This window comes from Streptomyces sp. 6N223 (genome assembly GCF_052246635.1).
In the GTDB taxonomy this organism is placed as follows: Bacteria; Actinomycetota; Actinomycetes; order Streptomycetales; family Streptomycetaceae; genus Streptomyces.
This window is the reverse complement of the sequence record NZ_JBQQCA010000017.1, coordinates 1-23,115: the sequence shown is the minus strand read 5'-3', so window position 1 is coordinate 23,115 and position 23,115 is coordinate 1. Positions and strand designations below refer to the sequence as shown.

Below are 23,115 nucleotides of genomic sequence, written 5' to 3'. Positions count from 1 at the left end.
CGGCCAGGGTCCGGGGCAGAGCCCCCGGTCCGTCAGCGGACGGGCTCGCGGTCCGGGGGAGCGTCCGCGCCCGTGGGCACGTCCTCCGCCTCCGCGGCGTCCGCCCCCGCCCCCGCATCCGACTCCACCGACTCCGCCTCCGCCTCCGCCTCGGCCGGGGCAGCGGCGCCGGCCGTCCGCGGCGCGGCCGGCGCGTCGTCACGCGCGCGCAGCCACGCCGTCGTCTCCGCGGCCGGCATGGCCGCCGCCACCAGCCAGCCCTGCACCGCGTCGCAGCCCAGGTCGCGCAGCCGCTCCCACGTCTCGTCGTCCTCCACCCCCTCGGCCACCACCACCAGCCCGAGGGAGTGCGCCAGCTCGACCGTGCAGCGGACGATCTCCGCGTCCTCGCTGTCCACCGAGAGTCGGGCGACGAAGGACCGGTCGATCTTCAGCTCGCTGACCGGCAGGCGGCGCAGGTGCACCAGGGAGGAGTACCCGGTGCCGAAGTCGTCCAGGGACATCCGCACGCCGTGGCCGGTGAGCCCGGCGAGGGTGTCGGCGGCCTGCTGCGGGTCCTCCAGCATCACGTGCTCGGTGATCTCCAGCTGCAGCGAACCGGCGGGAACGCCGTGCCGGGCCAGGCGGGCGGCGACGGCCCCGGCGAAGCCGGGGGTGAACACGTCGCGGGGCGAGACGTTCACCGCGACCGGCACGGTGAGCCCTGCCTCGCGCCAGCGGGCCACCTGGCCGAGCGCCGCCTCCAGCACGTACTCCGTCAGTCGGGGCATGAGGCCGGAGGTCTCGGCGATGGTGATGAACTCGTCCGGCGGCACCCTGCCCCGGTCGGGGTGGTGCCAGCGCACCAGCGCCTCCAGCCCGGCCACGGCGCCGTCGAAGCGGACCTTGGGCTGGTAGTGCAGCTCGACCTGGCCGGTGTCCAGGGCGCGGCGCAGGTCGCCCAGGAGCGCCAGCCGGTCGGGGGTGTTCACGTCGCGGCTCGCCTCGTAGACCTCGACGCCGCTGCGGTCGCGCTTGGCGGCGTACATGGCGACGTCCGCGCGACGCAGCAGGCCCTCGGCCTCTGAGGCGTGCTCGGGGTAGACCGCGACGCCGGCGCTGGCCTCGACCACGAGGGTGAGGCCGTCCAGGTCGAGCGGTGCGCCGAGGGAGCCGACCAGGTCGCGGGCGGCGCGCTGCGCGCTGGTGGCGGAGTCCACGCGGGGCAGCAGCACCGCGAACTCGTCGCCCCCCAGGCGGGCGGCGACCGCGCCGCGCGGCAGCACCCCGCCCCCGCCGGGACCGGCCGGCTGCTGCTGCCGGGACAGCGCCGCTCCCGCCCGGCCCCGGCCCGGCGGTTCCGGGGACGCCTCCTGGACCGCCCGCTGTATTCGGTCGGAGATCTGCAGCAGCAGCTGGTCGCCGGTGAGATGGCCGAGGGTGTCGTTGACCGAGCGGAAGCTGTCCAGGTCGATCAGCACGAGCGCGCAGCGGCCCGGCTCGGCCTCGGCGTCCTCGATGGCGGCGCGGGTGCGCTCCAGCAGCCACTGGCGGTTGGGCAGCCCTGTCAGCGGGTCGAGCAGCTGGTCCTCGTCGCGGGCGCTGGCCATCCACATCGTGGAGTCCAACGCCATCAGCGGCACCGCGAACAGCGGCAGCACCGCCGGCTTGTCCACGGCGACGACGACGATCAGCGGCGCGATGCACAGCAGCGCCACCGCGACCAGCCCCTGCCGGAGCAGGGCGGCCCCGGCCATCGACGGCAGGCCGCCGGGCGGGGCGACGCACAGCCACAGCAGCGTCCTGGAGATCAGCAGGTACGCCACGGCGCCCAGCATGAGCTGGGGCAGGGTCGACAGCTGCCAGTCGGCGGGCTCCCAGGGGTGCTCGACGCTGGGGCGGTTCCCCCAGGCGGCGAGCGCGAGGGCCGCGCCGCCCACCCCCAGCACGTCGATGGCGCCCTGCAGCGCCGCCAGCCCCCAGCGGTCCCGGCGCGCGGCGCCCACCAGCGTGACGACCGACAGGCTCACCAGCACGGCCGGAACCCAGCCGTACAGCAGCAGCATCGCCAGGGCTAACGCCGCTCCCGAGCCGCTCGCGCCCCACCAGCGGTCGCGGCCCAGGGCGACCAGGTGCGTGACGATGAGCCCGGTGAGGATGGCGAAGACCAGGCCGGTGTCGCCGCCGGGGAAGAGCGCGTGCCCGCCGCCGAGGACGCGGGCGACGCCGATGAGCAGCGCGATGCCGGCCCCGACGAGCACGGCGGCGCGGAGGAACCGCGACTGCCAGGTCCAGCTGTGGCCGCACTGGGGGCTGTGTCTCCCCCGGGGGGCTGACTGCATGTGGGGTCCCTCTCACGGCCGTCCCGCCCACCTGACGCAGGCGCAGCACCCCACACTAGGCTGCCGGTCGCCGCCCAGGCAGGGATCCGGGTATTCGAAGCGAAAGCACCTTGGGTGCTCCTATTCCCCTGGTATATACCGCGCGACACAACCGGATTCCCCTCCCCTCCGCTTTCCCGGGCGGATCGCTCCGCCGCGACCCCCGCCGCCACCCCCTACGCCTTCTCGGTCTCCTCGGTCTCCTGGGGCGTCACCACCGCCTCGCGGGCTGCCTCGGCGCCCTGCTCCAGCAGCACGGTGAAGCCGTCCTCGTCGAGCACCGGCACCTTCAGCTGCACGGCCTTGTCGTGCTTCGACCCCGGGCTCTCGCCCACCACCACGAAGTCGGTCTTCTTCGACACCGACCCCGTCACCTTCGCGCCGCGGCTGACCAGCGCCTCCTTGGCGCCGTCCCTGGTGTACCCGGCGAGGGTGCCGGTGACCACCACCGTGACGCCTTCCAGCGGCCGCGGCCCCTCCTCACCGCCACGCTCCTCCGCCAGCCGGACCCCGGCGGCCCGCCATCTCTCGACGATCTCCCGGTGCCAGTCGACGGCGAACCAGTCCTTCAGCGAGGCGGCGATGGTCGGCCCCACGCCCTCGGTGGCCGCCAGCTCCTCCTCGCCGGCCTCCGCGATGCGGTCGAGCGAGCGGAACTCCCGGGCCAGCGCCTCGGCCGCCACCGGGCCCACGTGCCGGATCGACAGGCCCGTCAGGATCCGGGCCAGAGGCCGGTTGCGCGCCTCCTTGATGCTCTCCAGCATGGCCAGCGTGTTCTTCTTCGGCTCGCCCTGCTGGTTGGCGAAGAAGGTGACCACCTTCGGCTCGCCCGTCTCCGGGTCGCGCTTGGGCAGGCCCGTGTCCTGGTCCAGGACGTACGACTTGATGGGCAGCAGCTCCTCGACGCCGAGGCTGAACAGGCCGCCCTCGTCCTTCAGCGGCGGCTCGGCCGGCTCCAGCGGCTGGGTCAGCGCGGTGGCCGCCACATACCCGAAGTGGTCGATGTCCAGGCACTTGCGGCCGGCCAGGTAGTAGATCCGCTCCCGCAGCTGCGCCGGGCAGGAGCGGGCGTTGGGGCAGCGCAGATCGACGTCGGCCTCCTTCATGGGCCGCAGCTCGGTGCCGCACTCCGGGCAGTGCGACGGCATCACGAACTCCCGCTCGGTGCCGTCCCGCAGGTCCGCCACCGGGCCCAGGATCTCGGGGATGACGTCCCCCGCCTTGCGCAGCGCCACGGTGTCGCCGATCAGCACGCCCTTGGCCTTGACCACCTGCTGGTTGTGCAGCGTGGCGAACTCGACCTCGGACCCGGCGACCGTGACCGGCTCCACCACCGCGTACGGCGTGACCCGCCCGGTGCGCCCCACGCCCACCCGGATGTCGATCAGCCGGGTGTTGACCTCCTCGGGCGGGAACTTCCAGGCGATCGCCCAGCGCGGCGCCCGGGAGGTGCTGCCCAGCCGCCCCTGGAGCGGGATCTCGTCCAGCTTCACCACGACGCCGTCGATCTCGTGCTCCACCGCGTGCCGGTGCTCGCCGTAATGCGCGACGAACTCCCGCACCCCGTCGATGGACTCCACGACCGTGCTGGCCCGCGCCGTCGGCAGGCCCCACCCCTCCATCAGCTCATACGCCTGCGAGAGGCGGTCGATCGTGAAGCCCTCGCGGGCGCCGATGCCGTGCACCACCATCTGCAGCGGGCGGGTGGCGGTGACCTTCGGGTCCTTCTGGCGCAGCGAACCGGCCGCGGCATTGCGCGGGTTCGCGAAGGGCCGGTCGCCGGCCTCGACCAGGCGGGCGTTCAGCTCCTCGAAGCGCTCCATCGGGAAGAAGACCTCGCCGCGGATCTCCACCAGCTCCGGCACCTTCTCGCCGCGCAGCCGGAGCGGGACCTCGTCGATGGTGCGCACGTTCGGCGTGATGTCCTCGCCGGCGCGGCCGTCGCCGCGCGTGGCCGCGCGCGTCAGGCGGCCGTGCTCGTACGTCAGGTTGACCGCCAGGCCGTCGACCTTCAGCTCGCACAGGAAGTGGTACGGGATGCCGGTCAGCTCCTCGGCGACTCGGTCGGCCCAGGCGTCGAGCTCGGCGTCGTCGAAGGCGTTGTCCAGCGAGAGCATCCGCTCGCGGTGCTGGACCGAGGTGAACTCCGTCTCGTACGCCCCGGCGACCTTCTGCGTCGGCGAGTCGGGGGTGCGCAGCTCCGGATGGGCGTCCTCCAGCGCCGTCAGCTCCCGCAGCAGCACGTCGAACTCGGCGTCGGAGATCGTGGGAGAGGTCACGTAGTACCGGAAGCGGTGCTCCTCGACCTGCTCCGCGAGCCGCGCATGCTTCTCCCGCGCCGCGGGCGGGACCGTTTGCTCCGACACCGTCTCGTCTCCCGTCAACTCGTGAGCCGACTCACTCGTCAGCTCGTCACTCAGGGTCGTCAGCGAGGGATCTCGCGGCCCGGACGCAGTGGTCGAGCGCGGCCCGGGCGTACGCCGGGGAGGCGCCCGCCAGGCCGCAGGCCGGGGTGATGGCGACCGCCTCCGCGAGCAGCTCCGGAGACAGCCCCAGCCTGCGCCAGAGCGTCCTGACACCGATGACACTACCGGCGGGGTCTGACAATTCCTCCGCGCTCGCACCGACGGCGGGCACCACGCCCGCGAAGAGCGCCATGCCGGCCTCGACCGCCTCCCCGATCGCCTCGTCGTCGCGCTCCGTGAGCAGCGCCGCGTCGACGGAGACCGCCGCCGCCCCCGCCCGGCGCAGCAGCCCGAACGGCACGCCCCGCCCGCAGGAGTGCACCACCACCGGCCCGCCGTCCGCCGCCGCGACGAGTTGGCGCAGCGTCTCCTCGGCGTCCCCCGCGTCCACGGTGCGGTGGCTGCGGTAGCCGCTGGCGGTGGCGATCCGGCCGCGCAGCACGGCGTCGAGCGACGGCTCGTCGAGCTGCAGCACCGGCCGCGCGCCCGGCACCCGGCGCCGCACCTCCGCCAGGTGCTCGCGCACCCCCTCGGCGAGAGAGGCGGCCAGGTCGCGGCAGGCGCCGGCGTCGCCGAGCATGGCCTCGCCGTTGCGCCGCTCCAGCGAGGCGGCCAGCGTCCACGGCCCGACGACGGCGACCTTCAGCGTCCCCGTGAAGCCCTGCGTGAACTCCTCCAGCGCGTCCAGGTCCTCCCGCAGCCAGGCCCGCGCGCGGCGGGTGTCACGGCCCGGCCGGTCGGCGATGCGCCAGCCGCTGGGCTGGAGGTGGGCGTACAGCTCGGCCAGCAGCCCGGCGGTGCGGCCGATCATGTCCGCGCCGGGGCCGCGCGCGGGCAGCTCCGGCACGTGGGGCAGCGCCTCCAGGGACCCGGCGACGGTTCTCGCCGCCTCCCTGGCGTCCTCGCCCGGCATGGACCCGACCCCGGTCGCGGCGGCCGGGCCCCACGGGTGCCGCCACGCCGTGCCGGTGTCCGTGCCGATGTCCGTCATGGCGTCGCTCTCGACGCGGTCGCTGGTGCTGGCGTTCACCCTCGCAGCGTACGGCGCGGGACGCGCGGGACGGACACCTGCGGCCGGGGGATCAGCCCGCCGGGCGCACGCTCAGATCGGTGATCTCCGAGCCGCGCGGCAGGTCGAGGGCGGTGAGGACGGTGGTCGCCACCGACTCGGCCGTCATCCACCGCTCCGGGTCGTACACCTTGCCCTCCTGCCGGTGCACCTTCTCCTGCATGGGCGTGGCGGTGCGGCCGGGGTAGACGGTGGTGACCCGCACGCCGTTGGCCGCCTCCTCGCCGCGCAGCGCGTCGGCCAGCGCCTTCAGCCCGTGCTTGCTCGCGGCGTACGCGCTCCACTGCGGGCTGGCGCGCAGTCCGGCGCCGGAGTTGACGAAGACGACGTGGCCGCGCGCCGCGCGCAGCTGCGGCAGCAGCAGCCGGGTCAGCTCGGCCGGGGCGACCAGGTTGGCGGCGAGGGTCTCGCGCCAGACCTTCGGGGTCAGCTCGGCGACGCCGCCCAACTCCACGACGCCGGCGACGTGCAGCAGCCCGTCGACCCGGTCCGGCGGCGACTGGTGGCCGAGCGCCCAGGACAGCCGCTCGGGCTCGCCGAGGTCCCCCACCAGCGTCCGGGCGCCCGCGAAGGCGTCGGCGAGCTGCCGGGCGCGGGCGGCGTCGCGGGCCCACAGCCACAGCTCGTCGCCGCGCTCGGCCAGCCGCCGGGCGACCGCCGCGCCGATGCCGGAGCCCGCTCCGGTGATCACGTATACAGCCATGCGGACATCCTTCCGGACAACCTCCTGTCACACCGGGGGAGCAGACTACGAGGAAGGAGGAAGAGGGAGAACGCGAGGACGGGGTAGGGGACGGGGCCGGGGGACCGAAGACGCGGGACACCGACGCCGCCCAGGCCACCGACGCCACCGACCACACCGAGTCAGGAGACACCGCATGCGGATCGCGCTCAGTCAGATGGCCGCCGGCACCTCGCCGGCGGAGAACCTGGCGGCCATCGCCGCGCAGACGGAACGGGCGGCGCACCAGGGCGCCGACGTCGTGGTCTTCCCCGAGGCCGCGATGGCGCGCTTCGGCATCCCGCTCGGGCCGGTGGCCGAGCCGCTGGACGGGCCCTGGGCGAGCGAGGTGCGGTCCGCCGCGAGGCGGGCCGGGCTGCTGGTGGTGGCCGGGATGTTCACCCCCGCCCCGGACGGCCGGGTCCGCAACACCCTGCTGATCACCGGCCGCGGCATCGACACGCACTACGACAAGCTGCACCTCTTCGACGCCTTCGGCTTCGCCGAGTCGGCCACCGTCGCGCCCGGCGGGAGGGCCGTCACCGCGGAGCTCGACGGCGTAGGGCTCGGCTTCGCCACCTGCTACGACGTCCGCTTCCCCGAGCTGTTCACGCGCCTGGCCGACCTGGGGGCGCGCGTGGTGCTGCTGCCCGCCTCCTGGGGGGCCGGGCCCGGCAAGCGCGAGCAGTGGGAGCTGCTGGTGCGCGCCCGCGCGCTGGACGCCACCTGCTGGGTCGCGGCCTGCGGCCAGGCCGACCCGGCCACCGTGGGTCCGCCGCCCGGCACGACCGCGCCCACGGGCATCGGCCACAGCATGGTCGTCTCGCCGCTGGGCGAGATCCGGGCGCGGCTCGGCACCGGGCCCGGCCTGCTCATCGCCGAGATCGACCCCGAGGAGACCGACAGCGCCCGCGCCACCGTGCCCGTGCTGGCCAACCGCCGCCCCGACGTGCTGTGACGCCCGTTCCGGCGGTGGCCGCGCCAGGCAGGGGAATACGGGCGCGGGCACCAAGACGGGCGGCCTAGGATTGGGGGTACCGACTTGCGCACGGACCGCGTGCAAGTGCAACGAATCCTTGCAACCACCGCAGGGAGCCCCTCACCCACCGACCAGAGGATCGCCGTATGCCAGGCATCACGCGCGAGGAGGTCGCCCACCTCGCCCGGCTGGCACGCCTGGAGCTGACGGACGAAGAGCTCGACCACTTCGCCGGACAGCTCGACGACATCATCGGAGCGGTCGCCCGCGTCTCCGATGTCGCAAGCGCCGACGTGCCGCCGACCTCCCACCCGCTGCCGCTGACCAACGTCATGCGCCCGGACGAGATCCGGCAGGGCCTGACGCCGGAACAGGCGCTGTCCGGCGCCCCCGCACAGCAGCAGCAGCGCTTCAGGGTGCCGCGCATCCTGGGGGAGGAGTGAGCGCCGTGGACCTCACCCACCTGACCGCCGCCGAGCTGGCGGCGCGCATCGCCGACGGCACCGTCAGCGCCGTCGAGGTCGCCGAGGCCCACCTGGCCCGCATCGACGCCGTCGACGAGAAGGTCCACGCCTTCCTGCACGTGGACCGCGACGGCGCCCTCGCCCAGGCCCGCCGGGTCGACGAGGCGCGCGCCCGCGGCGAACGCCTGGGCCCGCTGGCCGGCGTGCCGCTGGCGCTGAAGGACATCTTCACCACCACCGGCGTCCCCACCACCTGCGGTTCGAAGATCCTGGAAGGCTGGATCCCGCCGTACGACGCCACGGTGACCCGCCGCCTGAAGGACGCCGGCCTCGTCATCCTCGGCAAGACCAACATGGACGAGTTCGCCATGGGCTCCTCCACCGAGAACAGCGCCTTCGGCCCCACCGGCAACCCGTGGGACCTCACCCGCATCCCCGGCGGCTCCGGCGGCGGCTCGGCCGCGTCGATCGCCGCCTTCCAGGCACCGCTGGCCATCGGCACCGACACCGGCGGCTCCATCCGGCAGCCGGCGGCCGTCACCGGCACCGTCGGCGTCAAGCCGACCTACGGCGGCGTCTCCCGGTACGGCATGATCGCGTTCTCCTCCTCCCTCGACCAGGGCGGCCCCTGCGCCCGCACCGTGCTCGACGCGGCCCTGCTGCACGAGGTCATCGCCGGGCACGACCCGCTCGACTCCACCTCCATCGACGCCCCGGTCCCGCCCGTGGTCGAGGCCGCCCGCGAGGGCGCCCACGCCGTGTCGCTGGCGGGCATGCGCATCGGCGTGGTCGCCGAGTTCCGCGGCGAGGGGTACCAGGACGGCGTCATGCGGCGTTTCGACGAGGCCGTGGCGCTGCTGCGCGAACTCGGCGCCGAGGTCGTCGAGGTCTCCTGCCCCTCCTTCGACAAGGCCCTGGCGGCGTACTACCTCATCGCCCCCTCCGAGTGCTCCTCCAACCTCGCCCGCTTCGACGCCATGCGCTACGGCCTGCGCGTCGGCGACGACGGCACGCGCTCGGCGGAGGAGGTCACCTCCCTCACCCGCGAGGCGGGCTTCGGGGCGGAGGTCAAACGGCGCATCATGCTCGGCACCTACGCCCTGTCCGCCGGGTACTACGACGCCTACTACGGCAGCGCCCAGAAGGTCCGGACCCTCATCAGCCGCGACTTCGACAGCGCCTTCGAGCGCGTGGACGTGCTCGTCTCGCCGACCACCCCCACCACGGCGTTCCCCCTGGGCGAGCGTGTCGACGACCCCATGGCGATGTACCTGGCCGACCTGTGCACCATCCCGTCGCCGCTGGCCGGCAACGCCGCGATGTCCGTGCCGTGCGGCCTGGCGCCGGAGGACGGCCTGCCGGTGGGCCTGCAGATCATCGCCCCGGCACTCGCCGACGACCGGCTCTACCGCGTCGGTGCGTCGGTCGAGGCGGCGTTCCGGGCACGCTGGGGACACCCACTGCTGGAGGAGGCACCCGCGCTGTGAGCAAGAAGAAGAAGTCGAAAGCCGGCACCTACCTGTCCATCGGCACCACGCTGTTCGGCGCGTTCGGAGTCGCGAAGCAGCTCAAGGAGGCGCGCAACGACGGCGACAAGCTGCGACTGGCCGACGCCCTCGTCTCCGCGGCCGCGATCGTCACCAGCGTCGCCCTGCTGGCGCGCGAGCTCAGGCGGATGGCCGCCGAGGCCGCCGAGACCGCAGAGTCCGCCGAGAAGGACTCCTGACCAGGCTTGACCGAGGCCACCTGAGAGGTACGTACCACCGTGACCGTCACCGAGGAGCTGGTGTCGTTCGAGGACGCGCTCGCGTCCTACGACCCCGTGATGGGCCTTGAGGTCCACGTGGAGCTCGGCACCACGACGAAGATGTTCTGCGGCTGTGCCACCGCGCTGGGCGCCGAGCCCAACGCGCAGACCTGCCCCACCTGTCTGGGGCTGCCCGGCGCGCTGCCCGTGGTCAACTCCGTGGGCGTGGAGTCCGCCATCCGCATCGGCCTCGCCCTGGGCTGCGAGATCGCCGAGTGGTGCCGCTTCTCCCGGAAGAACTACTTCTATCCGGACATGCCGAAGAACTTCCAGACCTCGCAGTACGACGAGCCCATCGCCTTCAACGGCCGCCTGGACGTCCAGCTGGCCGACGGCGAGGTCTTCCGCGTCGGCATCGAGCGCGCCCACATGGAGGAGGACACCGGCAAGTCCACCCACGTCGGCGGCGCGACCGGGCGCATCCACGGCGCCTCCCACTCGCTGCTGGACTACAACCGGGCCGGGATCCCGCTGATCGAGATCGTCACCAAGCCGATCGAGGGTGCGGGCGAGCGCGCCCCGGAGATCGCCCGCGCCTACGTCGCCGAGCTGCGCGAGCTCATCCGGAGCCTCGGCGTCTCCGAGGCGCGGATGGAGATGGGCCAGATGCGCTGCGACGTCAACCTGAGCCTGCGCCCGCGCGGGGCGGTGGCGTTCGGCACCCGCAGCGAGACGAAGAACGTCAACTCGCTGCGCAGCGTCGAGCGGGCCGTGCGCTTCGAGATCCAGCGGCACGCCGCCGTGCTGGAGGCCGGGGGCACCATCACGCAGGAGACCCGCCACTTCCACGAGGAGAACGGCACCACCACCTCGGGCCGCACCAAGGAGGAGGCCGAGGACTACCGGTACTTCCCGGAGCCCGACCTGGTGCCGGTGGCGCCGGACCGGGCGTGGGTGGAGCGGCTGCGCGCCGAGCTGCCCGAGCTGCCGCTGGCCCGGCGCAACCGGCTGCGCGCCGACTGGGGCATCTCCGCGCACGAGATGCAGTCGGTGCTCAACGCCGGGGCCATCGACCTGATCGTCGCCACCATCGAGGCGGGCGCGGACGCCGCCGCGGCCCGCAAGTGGTGGATGGGCGAGCTGGCCCGCCGCGCCAACGAGCAGGGCGTCGAGCCGGCCGCGCTGCCCATCACGCCCGAGCAGGTGGCGCGGGTCGCCGCGCTCGTCGCCGAGGGATCGCTCAACGACAAGCTCGCCCGGCAGGTCATCGACGGCGTGCTGGCGGGCGAGGGAACGCCGGACGAGGTCGTGGCCAAGCGCGGCCTGGCGATCGTCTCCGACACCGGCGCGCTGGGCGTGGCCGTGGACGAGGCCATCGCCGCCAACCCCGCCATCGCCGACAAGGTGCGCGGCGGCAAGGTCGCGGCGGCGGGCGCGCTGGTGGGCGCCGTGATGAAGGCGACCCGCGGGCAGGCGGACGCGGCCCGGGCGCGCGAGCTGATCCTGGAGAAGCTGGGCGTCTCCTGAGTCTCCTGGGGACCGGCTAAGGATGTCCGTGCGTCTCTAAGGCCCCCGGCGACCGCGACGGGTCGCCGGGGGCCGTCGCGCTAAGCCCTCCGGCGCCGCAGGACAGGGCAGTCGCCCGATGCGGCGGGCCCGCCTGGGCGAGGAGGGTTGAGGCATGCTGCACTTCTTCGACCACGAGTTGCACCGGGCCCGCGCCGCCGACCTCCAGGGCAGGGCCGAGGACTACCGGCGGGCGCGGCGCTTGCGCGAGGCCCTGAGGCGGGAGAGGAACGCCGGTGAGGACGCCGTCGGGAACGCCGGGCCCGCGGCCCCGTCCCGCGACGACCGCCCCGACGGCGGCTGGACGACGGCTGCGTGACGGATCTGCCAAATGCTCTGCCATCAGCGATAACCCGTACCGGGGTGTCAGACCCCCATGCCATGCTCGACACCGTGGAGACACAGAGCGTCAGCCCCGTCTTCGTCGGCCGCGACGGGGAGCTCGCAGAGCTGGCCGCCGGGCTGGCGCGGGCGCGCGACGGGCAGCCGCAGGCGTTCGTCATCGGCGGCGAGGCGGGCATCGGCAAGACGAGGCTGCTGGAGGAGTTCCTCGCCACCGCCCGCGCCTCCGGGGCAGTGGCGGCCGTCGGCGCCTGCGTGGAGCTGGGCGCGGACGGCCTGCCGTTCGCGCCCTTCGCGGCGATCCTGCGCGCGCTGCACCGGCAGCTCGGTCCCGAGGTGGCCGAGGCCGCGGCCGGGCACGAGGGCATGCTGGCCCGGCTGCACCCGGAGTTCGGCGAGGCGGGCCCGGCCGCCGGCGAGGAGCCGGACCGGGCCCGGCTGTTCGAGCTGACGACCCGGCTGCTGGAGCGGCTCGCCGCCGAGCGGGCGCTGGTCATCGCCATCGAGGACCTCCACTGGGCCGACCGCTCCACCCGCGAGCTGCTCGGATACCTCTTCCGCTCCCTCCAGCGCACGCGCCTGGCCGTCCTGGCCACCTACCGCTCCGACGACATCCACCGCCGCCACCCGCTGCGGCCCTTCCTCGCCGAGCTGGACCGGCTGCGCACGGTGCGGCGCATCGAGCTGGCACGCCTCAGCCGCGAGGAGGTCTCGGCGCAGATAGCGGGGATCACCGGCGCCGCGCCCGAGCCGGAGCTGCTGCGCTCGGTCTTCCGCCGCTCGGAGGGGAACCCGTTCTTCGTCGAGGAGCTGACCGCCAGCGGCAGCGGCACCGGCGGCCTGAGCGCCACCCTGCGGGACCTGCTGCTGGTGCGCGTCGAGGCCCTCGACGAGCCCGCCCAGGAAGTGCTGCGCATCATCGCCGAGGGCGGCACGGAGGTGGAGCACGGGCTGCTGGCGGAGGTCGCCCGCTGCGAGGAGGCGGTGCTGCTCACGGCGTTGCGCACGGCGTTCGGCGCCAACCTGCTGGTGCCCACGCCCGATGGCGACGGGTACCGCTTCCGGCACGCGCTGATGCGCGAGGCGATCGCCGACGACCTGCTGCCCGGCGAGCGCGTCCGCCTCAACCGGCGCTTCGCCGAGGCCCTGGAGCGGCAGCCGCAGCTCGTGCCCGAGGACCAGCGGGCTGCCCGCATCGCCAGCCACTGGTACCTGGCGGGCGACCGGGCCAAGGCGCTGCCCGCGGTGCTGGAGGCCGCCGAGCGCGCCCGCGGGCGGTATGCGTACGCCGAGCAGCTGCGGCTGCTGGAGCGGGCGCTTGAGCTGTGGGAGGGCGTCCCGCCGCCCGACCGCGCCGGGCTGCGGCCCGTGGCGCCGATATGGGCGTATCCCAGCGGCGAGGACGGCGGCCGCCCGCTGGACCACACCGACCTGCTGGCCGAGGCGACCATGGCGGCCATTCTCTCGGACCAGCCCGACCGCGTCCTGTCCATCAGCCGACGGGCGCTGAAGGAGCTGGACGAGGCGGCGGAGCCGCTGCGGACCGCGTGGTTCGTGATGCAGCGCTCGCGGACGGCGCTCATGCTGGGGCGGGGCGACGGCATCGCCGAGCTCGACCGCGCCCAGGAACTGGTGCGGGGGGTGCCGCCTTCGCCCGTGCATGCCCAGGTGCTCGCCCAGCTCGCCGCCGCGCGCAGCGTCGCCCGGCCGGAGCCGGACACCTTCGAGGTCGCGGAGCGCGCCGTCGGCCTGGCCCGGCTCGTCGGCGCGGAGAGCACGGAGCTGTACGCCCGGATCACCCTCGGCTGCCTCACGGCGGACGCGGGCCAGGTGTCGGAGGGCCTGTCGGAGGTGCAGGCGGTGCTCGACCGCGTCCTGGAGCGCGGCGACATCGGCCTGCTCGGCCGGTGCCTGATCAACTTCGCCGTCACGCTGATGGGGGTAGGGCAGCTGGAGCGGGCGAGAGAGGTGACGGAGCGGGGGATGCGGCTCGCGGACCGGTACGGACTGGAGGACGCCAAGGGCTGGCTGCTGTCCAACCATGCCTGGAACATGCTGGACCTCGGGCGGTGGGGCGTGGCCGAGTCTGCCGCGGCAGCCGCGCGCCGCGCCGCGCGCGACTGGCGCCCCCAGGTGTCCGCCATGGCCCTGGCCGCGCAGCTGGCCGTGCTCCGCGGCGAACTCGACGCGGGGCGGCGCGGGCTGGACGCGGTTCGCGCCCTCATACCGACGTCCCTCCACCGCCACTTCCACGCCGTCGTCCTGGGCCGCATCGAGATCGGCCTGGCGGCTGCCGAGGGGCGGATCGACCGGGCCAGGGAGGAGTTCGCGGCCATCGACGCGGGCGAGCACGCCCCGTTCATGTCCCCCTTGGTCTGGGAGCTGCTGGTCTCCGCCGCCCGCGCGGAGGCGGAGACGCGGGGCCTGCCGAGCGCCGAGCCGGACCGGCTGGCTGCGCTGGAGCGCATCCGCGACGCGATGCGGCCCCTGCCCCGGTCGACGCCCAGCGGCGCGGCGTTCGAGCTGCTGGTCCACGCCGAGCTGGCGCGCGCCGAGGGCCGCGACACCCCAGCCGACTGGGAGGCGGCGGCCGGCGCGCTCGACTCCCTCGGGCTGCGGTACCACCTGGCCTGGGCCAGGCTCTGCTGGGCCGAGGCACTGCTGGCCCGGGGCACGGCAGCGGGCGGCCGCGAGCGGGCCGCGGCGCTGATACGCCCGGCCCACGCCGTCGCCCGCGAGTTGGGCGCCGCGCCGCTGTGCGAGCGCATCGAGCGGCTCGCGGCCCGGACCCGGATCGACCTGGCAGCGCCCGAGCCCGAGATGGGGTCCGCACCCGCCCCAGCAGCCGACCCCTTCGGGCTGACGCGGCGGGAGCGGGACGTGCTGGCGCTGGTGGCGGCGGGGCGCAGCAACCGGCAGATAGCCGAGGAGCTGTTCATCTCGCCGAAGACGGCGAGCGTGCACGTGTCCAACATCCTCGCCAAGCTGGAGGTCTCCGGCCGCGGCGAGGCCGCCGCCCTGGCCCACCGGCTCAGGCTCGTCCCCGCCTCCTGAGGACCTCCTGGACCTCCTGAGGACCGCCTAAGGAGGCCGTCGCCGGCGCGCCTAAGGGCCCTGGGCGCACGGAAGTTGCGGAAGTCGCCCGATGCGCCCCCGCCACCTCGGAGACGAGGCTTTCGGGTAGCCGGGAGACGAGATGCCCGGGGACCTTCAGGAGCATCAGGTGATCAACTACCACGAGTCGTTCCTCGTTCAGGAGCGCGTCGAGACGCTGCGGCGCGAGGCCGAGCGGGAGCGGCTGGCCGCCGAGATCCGCCGGAGCCGGCGCGAGCGGGACCGGAGCGCGAAGAAGGAGAGGGAGAAGAGGGACGAGGAGAAGCGGCAGGGGCGCGCCGAGGGCCGCGCCGGCGGGCGGATGCCGGGTCGCCGCCGGACCCTGCGCTGGGGCGCGGGCGCCTGATGGGCGGGACGGCCGCTTCGCCGGCGACCGCGTTGTCAGAGGCGTATGCCATCCTGCGAAGTATGCAGTCCAGAACGGTCAGTCCCGTCTTCGTCGGCCGCCACCCCGAGCGCGCCGCGCTCGCCGAGTGCCTCGCCCTCGCGGGCGGCGGCCAGCCGCAGGCGGTGCTGATCGGCGGCGAGGCGGGCGTGGGCAAGACGCGGCTGGTGGAGGAGTTCCTCGGCCAGGCCCGCGCGGACGGCGCGCTCGTCGCGCTCGGAGCCTGCGTCGAGGTCGCCGCGGACGGGCTGCCGTTCGCCCCCGTCTCGACCGTGCTGCGGGCGCTCCACCGCCAGCTCGGGGAGGAGCTGACCGAGGCCGCCGCCGGATTCGGCGGCGAGCTCGCCCGGCTCCTGCCCGAGCTGGCGGAGCCCGGCGTCGTGGTGCCCCCGGCGCACGACGAGGAGGTCAGGGGCCGGCTGTTCGAGCTGACCGGGCGGCTGCTGGAGTCGCTGGCCGGGGACCGGACGCTGGTCATCGGCATCGAGGACCTGCACTGGTCCGACCGCTCCACCCGCGAGCTGCTGGGGTATCTCTTCCGCTCCCTCCAGCGCGGCCGGGTGCTGCTGGTGGCGACGTTCCGGTCCGACGACATCCACCGGCGCCACCCGCTGCGGCCCTTCCTCGCCGAGGTGGACCGGCTGCGCGCGGTGCGGCGCCTGGAGCTGGCGCGCTTCACCCGCGACGAGGTGCGCGACCAGCTGGCCGGCATCACCGGCACCGAGCCGTCCCAGGAGCTGCTCGACCAGGTCTACGGCCGCTCCGACGGCAACGCCTTCTTCGCCGAGGAGCTGGCCAGCCGCATCTGCGACAAGGGCCCGGGCGCGATCAGCGACTCGCTGCGCGACCTGCTGCTGGTGCGCGTGGAGGCGCTGCCGGAGGCCGCCCAGCGCGTGGTGCGCGTCCTCGCCGAGGGCGGCACCCGCGTCGAGCACGAGCTGCTGCGCGCCGTGGCCGGGCTGGAGGAGGACGAGCTGATCGAGGCGCTGCGCGCGGCCGTCGGCGCCAGCATTCTCCAGGCCGACGAGGACGACGCCTACCGCTTCCGGCACGCGCTGGTGCGCGAGGCCGTCGACGACGACCTGCTGCCGGGGGAGCGGTCCCGCATCAGCCGCCGGTACGCCGAGGCGCTGGAGGCCGACCCCGGGCTGGTGCGGGCGGAGGAGCGCCCCGCCCGCCTCGCCGGGTACTGGTACCGCGCCCGCGACGCGGCCAAGGCACTGCCCGCCGTGCTGCTCGCCGCGGGCGAGGCGCGCTGCCGGCACGCGTACGCCGAGCAGTTCCAGCTGCTGGAGCGGGCCCTGGAGCTGTGGGACGACGCGCCCGCCGAGGTCAGGAGCCGGCTGCGGCCCGCCCGGGACGCCGAGTCGTATCCGCTGTGCGACTGCGACGACGAGGAGCTGACCCGCCTCGACATGCTGGCCGAGATGACGCTCGCCGCCCGCTTCGCCGGGGAGCAGGAGCGCGGCCTCTCGGTGGTCAAACGGGCCCTGCGCGCCCTGGACGGCATGGGACACCCGGTGCGCGCCGCCTGGTTCTGGACCCAGAAGTCCCGCCTGGTGCGGCATCTGGGTCGCGGGGACGGCTGGCCGGAGCTCGGCACCGCGCAGGAGCTGCTGCGGCCCTTCCCGCCGTCCCCGGTCCACGCCCAGGTGCTGACGGCGGCGGCCGCCTGGGGTGCGGTCTTCGCCCCGGGCCCGGATAGCCTGGCCATCGCCGACGAGGCCGTGGAGCTGGCGCGTCGGGTCGGCGACGAGAACGCCGAGCTCCACGCCCTCCTCAGCCGGGGCGGCCTGCGCGTCGAGACGGGAGACGGCGAGGCGGGCCTGGCGGACCTGCGGGCCGTCGTGGAACGTGTGGAGGAGGCGGAGATGGTGCCCGTCTTCCACCGCAGCCACGTGAACCTGCCGTCCTACCTGGAGACGATGGGCCGCTCCGAGGAGGCCGCCGCGGCGGCCGAGGCCGGCGCCAAGCTCGCCGAGCGGTACGGCGTGCGCGACACCCAGGCGTGGATCAACGCCAACCTCGCTCGCTCGCTGCTCTCGCTCGGGCGGTGGCAGGAGGCCGAGGCGGCCTCGACCGAGACACGGCGCACCGCGCAGACCCCCGTCTCGCGGGCCCTGGCCGCCGGGCATCTGGCGTGGCTGGCGCTGGCCCGCGGCGACCTGCCCGGGGCCGAGGCCGAGATCGGCCGGACCCGGGAGTACTACGCCCGCTCCCCCTCCGTCCAGGACGCCCATCCCGGCGCGGAGCTGCGCATCATCCTGGCCGCGGCGCGGGGCCGCATCCTCGACGCCCGGAAGGAGCTGATCGACATCATGAGCCGCGGCCTCAGGCCGGGCGCGGGCAGCGACACCTGGCCGCTGGTGCTCGCGGCTGCCGTCGCCGAGTCCGAGGCCCGGGGCGTGCCCGCCGCGGAGCCCGGCCGCGGCGAGGCGCTCGCGCGGATCCGCGAGCTGGCCGCGTCCCTGCCCCGGTGGTATGGGGTGGGCGCGGGGTATGGCGCCATGGTCGACGCCGAGCTGCGCCGTGCCGAGGGCACCGCGCGCTCCGCCGACTGGGAGGAGGCCGCCGCTGCCTTCGACGGGATGTGCCGCCCCTTCGAGCTCGCCCGGATCCGTGCCCGCTGGGCGGAGACGCTGACAGCCGAGGGAGAGCGGGACCGGGCCGCCGCGCTGCTCTCCGAGGCGTACGCCACGGCCGGGCGGCTGGGCGCCACCCCGCTGTCGGCGGAGATACGGCGGCTGGCCCACCGAGCCCGCCTGTCGCTGAGCACCGAGGCCCGGGCCGACGGCGCCGCCGAGGCGGAGCGCGATCCGTTCGGGCTGACGCGGCGGGAGCGGGACGTGCTGGCGCTGGTGGCGGCCGGGCGCAGCAACCGGCAGATAGCGCAGGAGCTGTTCATTTCCCCCAAGACGGCGAGTGTGCACGTGTCCAACATCCTCGCGAAGCTGGAGGTCTCCGGCCGTGGCGAGGCAGCCGCCCTGGCCCACCGCCTGGGCATCCTCGGCGGCGCGGCCCACGGCGAGGCGGCCGGCGAGACCCGAGAGCCCCTCGGGGCCTAGACCCTGTCCGGGCGCTCGTGCCGGTCCCGTGACTCCCCCACTCCGCTTCGCTGCGCGAGGTACCCCCACCGCTTCGCGCCACGGCACCTCGCTGCGTTGTCGGCCCGCCCATGTACTCCCCAGGCCCCCGAGGGCCTGGGGGAGCACCGCGTCTGACACCGCGGGCTGATCCGGCACGACCGCCCGGCCAGGGCTAGCTCACCCGCAGGCGCAGGATCCGGTCGTCGCCCCCGCTGGGTGTGCCCCGGGTGTCGGTCTCGTTGGTGACCAGCAGCAGCTCGTCGCCGCCGACGGGCAGCACCGCCCGCAGGCGGCCGTGCTCGCCCTCGAAGAACGCCTGGGGCTCGGCGGCCGGGGCCGCGCCGTCCAGCGGCACGCGCCACAGGCGTTCGCCCCGCAGCGAGGCCAGCCACAGCGAGCCCTGGCTGTAGGCCAGGCCGCTGGGCGAGGCCTCGGCGGGCGGCCACTGTGCGACGGGGTCGGTGAAGCCGTCGTCCTCGCCGCCCCGGCCCTCGAACTCCGGCCAGCCGTAGTTGCCGCCCGAGGTGATCAGGTTCAGCTCGTCCCAGCTGTCGTCGCCGAACTCCGTTGCCCACATGCGGCCCTCGGCGTCCCACGCCAGGCCCTGAACGTTGCGGTGGCCCATCGAGTACACCAGCGAGCCGGGGTCGGGATTGTCGGAGGGCGGCTCGCCGGTCTCGGGGTCGATGCGCAGGATCTTGCCCGCCAGCGACTTCTCGTCCTGGGCCAGCTCGCCGTCGCCGGTGTCGCCCGTCGAGGCGTACAGCATCCCGTCCGGGCCGAACTCCAGCCCGCCGCCGTTGTGGATCACCTCGCCCCTGGGGATGCCGCTCACCAGCGTCTCGGCGTCTGCCAGCCGCTCACCCGCCGGCGCGGACGGCTCGTACCGGAAGCGGCTGACGCGGTTGTCCGAGGCCGTCGTGTAGTAGGCGTACAGGTGCCGTCCGCCGGGGTCGAGGGCCAGACCCAGCAGGCCGCCCTCGCCGCTGGCCACCACGCCGGGCACGGCGCCGGCCTCGGTGATCCCGCCGCCGTCGGCCGCGATGTGCTGGATCGTGCCCTCGTCCCTGAGGCCCACCAGCAGGTCGCCGCCGGGCAGTTCGGCGATGCCCCACGGCGCCCTCAGTCCCCGGGCCACCGTTCCGACCACCTCCGCGCTGCCCTCGGCGCCGGGGGAGCCGGGGGAGCCGGGGGACTCCGTGCCCGGCGTCTCCTCCGGGCCCCCGGAGCCGTCCGAGGTGCAGCCCGCGACCAGCAGCGGCAGCGCGGTCAGCCCCGCCAGCGCGGCGGCCCGGGCGCGTGTCCTCCGGCTACGCATGATCGGGGCCTCCGGGATCGTTCTGCGTTCTGCGTTCGGCTGTTGGCGTTGGGCATCAGCCTAGATCCCGGGCGGGGGGCAGGGCCTAGCCTGGCCGCATGACCACTCCGGATGTCTGGCTGCCCTTCCAGCCCGCCGATCCCGCCGCGCTGCCCGACTCCCTCACCTACGCCTACTGGAACGGCGAGGAGGACTACCCCGCCGATCCGGCTCGCTGCGAGATGTACGTGGTGCCGTACATGAAGGGCGACGAGGTCGCCGTGCGCCCCCTCGCCGAGATGCCGCGGCTGCGCGCCGTGCAGACCCTCACCGCCGGCGTCGACCACATGCTGCCCGCGCTGCCCCGGCTGCCGCCCGGAGCGCAGCTGTGCAACGCCGGCCCGCTGCACAACACCAGCACCGCCGAGCTGGCGCTCGCGCTGACCCTGGCCGCGCTACGCGGCATCCCCGGCGCCGCCCTGGCCCAGCCCGAGGGCCGCTGGGAGCCCGGCCTGCACACCTCGCTCGCCGACCGCCGAGTGCTGATCGTCGGCTACGGCGGCATCGGCGCCGCCATCGAGGACCGCCTGCTGCCCTTCGAGGTCGCCGAGGTGGCCCGCGTCGCCTCCGCGCCCCGCGAGACCCCGCGCGGCCCGGCCCACGGCCCCGCCGAGCTGCCCGCCCTCCTGTCCCGGGCCGAGGTGGTCATCATCGCCACCCCGCTCACCGACGCCACCCGCGGCCTGGTGAACGCCGGCTTCCTCGGCCGCATGCCGGACGGCGCCCTGCTGGTCAACGTCTCACGCGGCGCCGTCGTCGACACCAAGGCGCTGCTGGCGGAGCTGGAGTCGGGCCGGCTGCGCGCCGCGCTCGACGTCACCGACCCCGAGCCGCTGCCCCCCGGCCACCCGCTGTGGCGCGCGCCCGGCGTCCTGATCACCCCTCACGTCGGCGGCCCGTCCACCGCCTTCCGGCCCCGCGCCGAGCGGCTGCTGCGCGAGCAGCTGGCCCGCTTCGCCGCAGGCGAACCGCTGCGTTACGTGGTCGCCGCCCGCTGACGCCACCCTCCTGACCAGGCCAGACGCGGCCCTGGCCAGGGCTCTCCCCATGCCGTTACTATCTGTGAAACGGGGATGCCACTGCGTTACAGTTTGGTGTATCGTCCGTCCCGGGCCAGCCCGGAACGGTTGTAAGGGGGGCGACAGGCGGATGCACGGCGCATGGACGAACGGCCGGTCTCGCGACGAGCACGAGCACGAGCACGGGGCGCCGCCGCGCCCACCGGTCACCTGGCGGGCCGTCCGGTGACCGCGCCCGGATCGGCCAGGCCCCTCCCGCCCGGCCGGCGGCCGCCGTCCCGCGGGCTCCTTCCCGAGCTGGTGCTGGCCGGGATCTGCGCGGCGTACGCCGTCGGCGCCGCCCTCGGATGGGGATCGGAACGCCTCGCGCTCGTCATGGGCGACTTCGGGCTCAGCGCCGCCGCCCTGCTGGCCGCCGGATCCTGCCTGTGGTACGCCCGCACCCGCGCGGGCGACGCCCGGCCCGCCTGGGCGCTCTTCGGCCTCTCCTCGCTCATGGCCGCCCTGGGCAACGCCGTCTGGGGCTGGTACGAGGTGGTGTGCCACACCCGCGTGCCCAGCGTCTCCGTCGCCGACGTCTGCTTCCTGCTCTTCGCGCCGCTGGCCATCATCGGCCTGCTCATGCTCGCCAAGCGGCCGGTCACCCGGGCCGGCTGGGTCTGCCTCGCGCTCGACGCCTGGCTGATCGGCGGCTCGCTGATGACGCTGTCGTGGAGCGTGGCGCTGGCCCACACCGCGCGCTGGCAGGGAGAGACCGTGGCCCGCGCAGCCCTGGCGCTGGCGTATCCGATGCTGGACATCGCCCTGGTCAGCATGGTGCTGGTGCTCCACTTCCGGCGCAGCGCCACCCAGAGGTCCGCGATCAACACGGTGATCGGCGCGCTGGCCCTCACCGTTCTGTGCGACGCGCTGTTCACCTCCCCGATGCTGCGCGAGCACTACAGCTCGGGGCAGCTCCTGGACGCCGGCTGGTTCGCCGGCTCGCTGCTGCTGGCCTGCGCCCCGTGGATGGCCGGGAGGCCGTTCGGCGCCGATCACGCGCACGCGGGCGGCAGGCGCCGGGGGCACCAGCGCAGCCGGCCGCTCGTCGGGTCGCTCGCCGCGCTCATGCCCTATCTCGCCGCCGCCGTCTGCACCCTGAGCGTCCTCGTCACCCTCATCCACGGCCACGATGTCGACCGCGTGGTCGTCGTCACCGCCTGCACGGTGGTGCTGGCGCTGCTGGTCCGCCAGGGCCTCACGCTGATGGACAACGTCAAGCTCACCCGCGAACTGGCCCAGAAGGAGAGCCACTTCCGCTCCCTGGTGCAGGGGTCGAGCGACGTCATCATGATCGCCGCCCAGGACGGCCGGCTGAGCTACGTCAGCCCCGCCGCCGCCGGGGTGTACGGGCAGGACGCCGAGCGGCTGATCGGCACCGAGCTGTCCTGGCTCATCCACCCCGACGACCTCGGGCGCGTGCTCCACGAGCTGCGCCGCTTCCTGTCGGTCTCGGCGGCGCGCGAGCCCGCCACCCGGATCGAGTGCCGCGTGCGGCACGGCGACGGTCACTGGCTCAACGTCGAGTCCAGCGTCAACCGCTACCAGGGCGGCCTCATCTTCAACAGCCGGGACGTCACCGAGCGGGTCCGGCTCCAGGCCCAGCTGCAGCACAGCGCCTCGCACGACGCCCTCACCGACCTGCCCAACCGCTCCCTGTTCACCGAGCGGGTGCGGCTGGCGCTCGGCGGCGGGCGGGGCGGCGACCTCTGCGCCGCCGTCTTCTTCATCGACCTCGACGGCTTCAAGGCGGTCAACGACACCGTCGGCCACCAGGCGGGCGATGAGCTGCTGGTCCAGGCCGCGCAGCGGCTGCGTGCCGCCGTCCGGGTGGGAGACACCACGGCCCGGCTCGGCGGCGACGAGTTCGCGGCGTTGATCCTCGCCGACCCCTGCACCGACGGCGACCCGGCGCCCCGCGAGCACCACATCCTGGAGATCGCCGAGCGGGTGCGGGCCGCCCTCTCCCGCCCGTACCTGGTCGACGGCCAGCAGCTGCACGTGGCCGCCAGCATCGGCATCGCCTTCGCCGAGCCCGGCAGCACGCCCGCCGCCCTGATGCGCAACGCCGACCAGGCGATGTACCGCGCCAAGCAGTCCGGCAAGGCCCGAGTCGAGCTCTACCTGCCGCCGCCCCGGCCCGAGGCGCCGCCCCGGCCCGAGGCGCCGCCCCGCGCCGAGGCGCCGCGCCGCCTCGGGCCCGGCCACGCCCGGGGGCTCCAGCGCGGCGCCGTCTCCCCGGACGCCGCGTGCAAGGGGGCCGCGCCGCCCGCCCCCCCGCCACCGGAGGAGACGGCCGCCGGGGAGCAGCCCGCCGCACCGCCCCCGGCCGACGCCCCCCTCCCGATGCCCAGGCCCGCCGGCCGCCTCGGCCACGCCGGGCCCGTTCCCGCCTCCCAGGT

General features: G+C 75.0%; 16 protein-coding genes. 11 read left to right on the top strand and 5 right to left on the bottom strand.

What is annotated here, in order from left to right; genetic code table 11:
- Positions 1 to 32: 32 nt before the first annotated feature.
- From ACTWQH_RS13260 to ACTWQH_RS13245, 4 genes are all read right to left on the bottom strand, one after another.
- The gene (locus tag ACTWQH_RS13260; protein WP_443286680.1) at positions 33 to 2,321 is read right to left on the bottom strand and encodes a putative bifunctional diguanylate cyclase/phosphodiesterase; all 2,289 of its coding nucleotides are present in this window, start codon (positions 2,319 to 2,321) and stop codon (positions 33 to 35) included.
- 215 nt (positions 2,322 to 2,536) lie between these two features.
- Positions 2,537 to 4,726, bottom strand: a complete 2,190-nt coding sequence (gene ligA / locus ACTWQH_RS13255) for an NAD-dependent DNA ligase LigA (RefSeq protein WP_443286679.1) — start codon at positions 4,724 to 4,726, stop codon at positions 2,537 to 2,539.
- Positions 4,727 to 4,772: 46 nt separating this feature from the next.
- On the bottom strand, positions 4,773 to 5,816 hold the full coding sequence (locus tag ACTWQH_RS13250) for a methionine synthase (RefSeq protein WP_443286758.1): 1,044 nt from the start codon (positions 5,814 to 5,816) through the stop codon (positions 4,773 to 4,775).
- 91 nt (positions 5,817 to 5,907) lie between these two features.
- A complete protein-coding gene (locus ACTWQH_RS13245; RefSeq protein WP_443286678.1) occupies positions 5,908 to 6,597 on the bottom strand; it encodes an SDR family oxidoreductase in 690 nt (229 codons plus the stop codon).
- A 175-nt stretch (positions 6,598 to 6,772) separates the two neighbouring features.
- Between ACTWQH_RS13245 and ACTWQH_RS13240 the strand changes: the two genes are divergently transcribed.
- The 9 genes from ACTWQH_RS13240 (at position 6,773) to ACTWQH_RS13200 (ending at position 18,277) form a co-directional block, all read left to right on the top strand.
- A complete protein-coding gene (locus ACTWQH_RS13240; protein ID WP_443286677.1) occupies positions 6,773 to 7,573 on the top strand; it encodes a carbon-nitrogen hydrolase family protein in 801 nt (266 codons plus the stop codon).
- 167 nt (positions 7,574 to 7,740) lie between these two features.
- Entirely contained in the window at positions 7,741 to 8,037 is a 297-nt protein-coding gene (gene gatC / locus ACTWQH_RS13235) for an Asp-tRNA(Asn)/Glu-tRNA(Gln) amidotransferase subunit GatC (protein ID WP_443286676.1), read from the top strand.
- 5 nt (positions 8,038 to 8,042) lie between these two features.
- Positions 8,043 to 9,545: an Asp-tRNA(Asn)/Glu-tRNA(Gln) amidotransferase subunit GatA gene (gatA, locus tag ACTWQH_RS13230; protein WP_443286675.1), complete on the top strand. Its 1,503-nt coding sequence runs from the start codon at positions 8,043 to 8,045 to the stop codon at positions 9,543 to 9,545.
- The gene (locus ACTWQH_RS13225; RefSeq protein ID WP_443286674.1) at positions 9,542 to 9,784 is read left to right on the top strand and encodes a hypothetical protein; all 243 of its coding nucleotides are present in this window, start codon (positions 9,542 to 9,544) and stop codon (positions 9,782 to 9,784) included. Before gatA ends, ACTWQH_RS13225 begins: the two co-directional genes overlap by 4 nt.
- Before the next feature lie 39 nt (positions 9,785 to 9,823).
- Positions 9,824 to 11,332 (top strand): Asp-tRNA(Asn)/Glu-tRNA(Gln) amidotransferase subunit GatB, encoded by a 1,509-nt coding sequence (gene gatB, locus ACTWQH_RS13220; protein ID WP_443286673.1) that lies wholly within the window; start codon positions 9,824 to 9,826, stop codon positions 11,330 to 11,332.
- Positions 11,333 to 11,486: 154 nt separating this feature from the next.
- Entirely contained in the window at positions 11,487 to 11,690 is a 204-nt protein-coding gene (locus ACTWQH_RS13215; protein WP_443286672.1) for a hypothetical protein, read from the top strand.
- 62 nt (positions 11,691 to 11,752) lie between these two features.
- The gene (locus ACTWQH_RS13210) at positions 11,753 to 14,767 is read left to right on the top strand and encodes a helix-turn-helix transcriptional regulator (protein ID WP_443286671.1); all 3,015 of its coding nucleotides are present in this window, start codon (positions 11,753 to 11,755) and stop codon (positions 14,765 to 14,767) included.
- Between the two features lie 142 nt (positions 14,768 to 14,909).
- Positions 14,910 to 15,173 (top strand): hypothetical protein, encoded by a 264-nt coding sequence (locus ACTWQH_RS13205; RefSeq protein ID WP_443286670.1) that lies wholly within the window; start codon positions 14,910 to 14,912, stop codon positions 15,171 to 15,173.
- A 62-nt stretch (positions 15,174 to 15,235) separates the two neighbouring features.
- The gene (locus ACTWQH_RS13200; RefSeq protein WP_443286669.1) at positions 15,236 to 18,277 is read left to right on the top strand and encodes a helix-turn-helix transcriptional regulator; all 3,042 of its coding nucleotides are present in this window, start codon (positions 15,236 to 15,238) and stop codon (positions 18,275 to 18,277) included.
- Positions 18,278 to 18,470: 193 nt separating this feature from the next.
- Here the strand turns inward: ACTWQH_RS13200 and ACTWQH_RS13195 are convergent, their stop codons facing one another.
- A complete protein-coding gene (locus tag ACTWQH_RS13195; protein ID WP_443286668.1) occupies positions 18,471 to 19,616 on the bottom strand; it encodes a PQQ-dependent sugar dehydrogenase in 1,146 nt (381 codons plus the stop codon).
- 98 nt (positions 19,617 to 19,714) lie between these two features.
- On the opposite strand from ACTWQH_RS13195, the gene ACTWQH_RS13190 reads away from it, so the two are divergent.
- The gene (locus ACTWQH_RS13190; RefSeq protein ID WP_443286667.1) at positions 19,715 to 20,653 is read left to right on the top strand and encodes a 2-hydroxyacid dehydrogenase; all 939 of its coding nucleotides are present in this window, start codon (positions 19,715 to 19,717) and stop codon (positions 20,651 to 20,653) included.
- Between the two features lie 162 nt (positions 20,654 to 20,815).
- A partial coding sequence (locus ACTWQH_RS13185) for a diguanylate cyclase domain-containing protein (protein ID WP_443286666.1) occupies positions 20,816 to 23,115 on the top strand: 2,300 nt, incomplete at its 3' end.

What these genes read in the sequence shown, in the direction of transcription:
- ACTWQH_RS13260 (WP_443286680.1), bottom strand. Translation starts at nt 2,321, where the DNA reads ATGCAGTCAGCCCCCCGGGGGAGACACAGCCCCCAGTGCGGCCACAGC.
- ACTWQH_RS13250 (WP_443286758.1), bottom strand. Translation starts at nt 5,816, where the DNA reads ATGACGGACATCGGCACGGACACCGGCACGGCGTGGCGGCACCCGTGG.
- ACTWQH_RS13245 (WP_443286678.1), bottom strand. Translation starts at nt 6,597, where the DNA reads ATGGCTGTATACGTGATCACCGGAGCGGGCTCCGGCATCGGCGCGGCG.
- ACTWQH_RS13240 (WP_443286677.1), top strand. Translation starts at nt 6,773, where the DNA reads ATGCGGATCGCGCTCAGTCAGATGGCCGCCGGCACCTCGCCGGCGGAG.
- gatC (WP_443286676.1), top strand. Translation starts at nt 7,741, where the DNA reads ATGCCAGGCATCACGCGCGAGGAGGTCGCCCACCTCGCCCGGCTGGCA.
- ACTWQH_RS13215 (WP_443286672.1), top strand. Translation starts at nt 11,487, where the DNA reads ATGCTGCACTTCTTCGACCACGAGTTGCACCGGGCCCGCGCCGCCGAC.
- ACTWQH_RS13210 (WP_443286671.1), top strand. Translation starts at nt 11,753, where the DNA reads ATGCTCGACACCGTGGAGACACAGAGCGTCAGCCCCGTCTTCGTCGGC.
- ACTWQH_RS13205 (WP_443286670.1), top strand. Translation starts at nt 14,910, where the DNA reads ATGCCCGGGGACCTTCAGGAGCATCAGGTGATCAACTACCACGAGTCG.
- ACTWQH_RS13200 (WP_443286669.1), top strand. Translation starts at nt 15,236, where the DNA reads ATGCAGTCCAGAACGGTCAGTCCCGTCTTCGTCGGCCGCCACCCCGAG.
- ACTWQH_RS13195 (WP_443286668.1), bottom strand. Translation starts at nt 19,616, where the DNA reads ATGCGTAGCCGGAGGACACGCGCCCGGGCCGCCGCGCTGGCGGGGCTG.
- ACTWQH_RS13190 (WP_443286667.1), top strand. Translation starts at nt 19,715, where the DNA reads ATGACCACTCCGGATGTCTGGCTGCCCTTCCAGCCCGCCGATCCCGCC.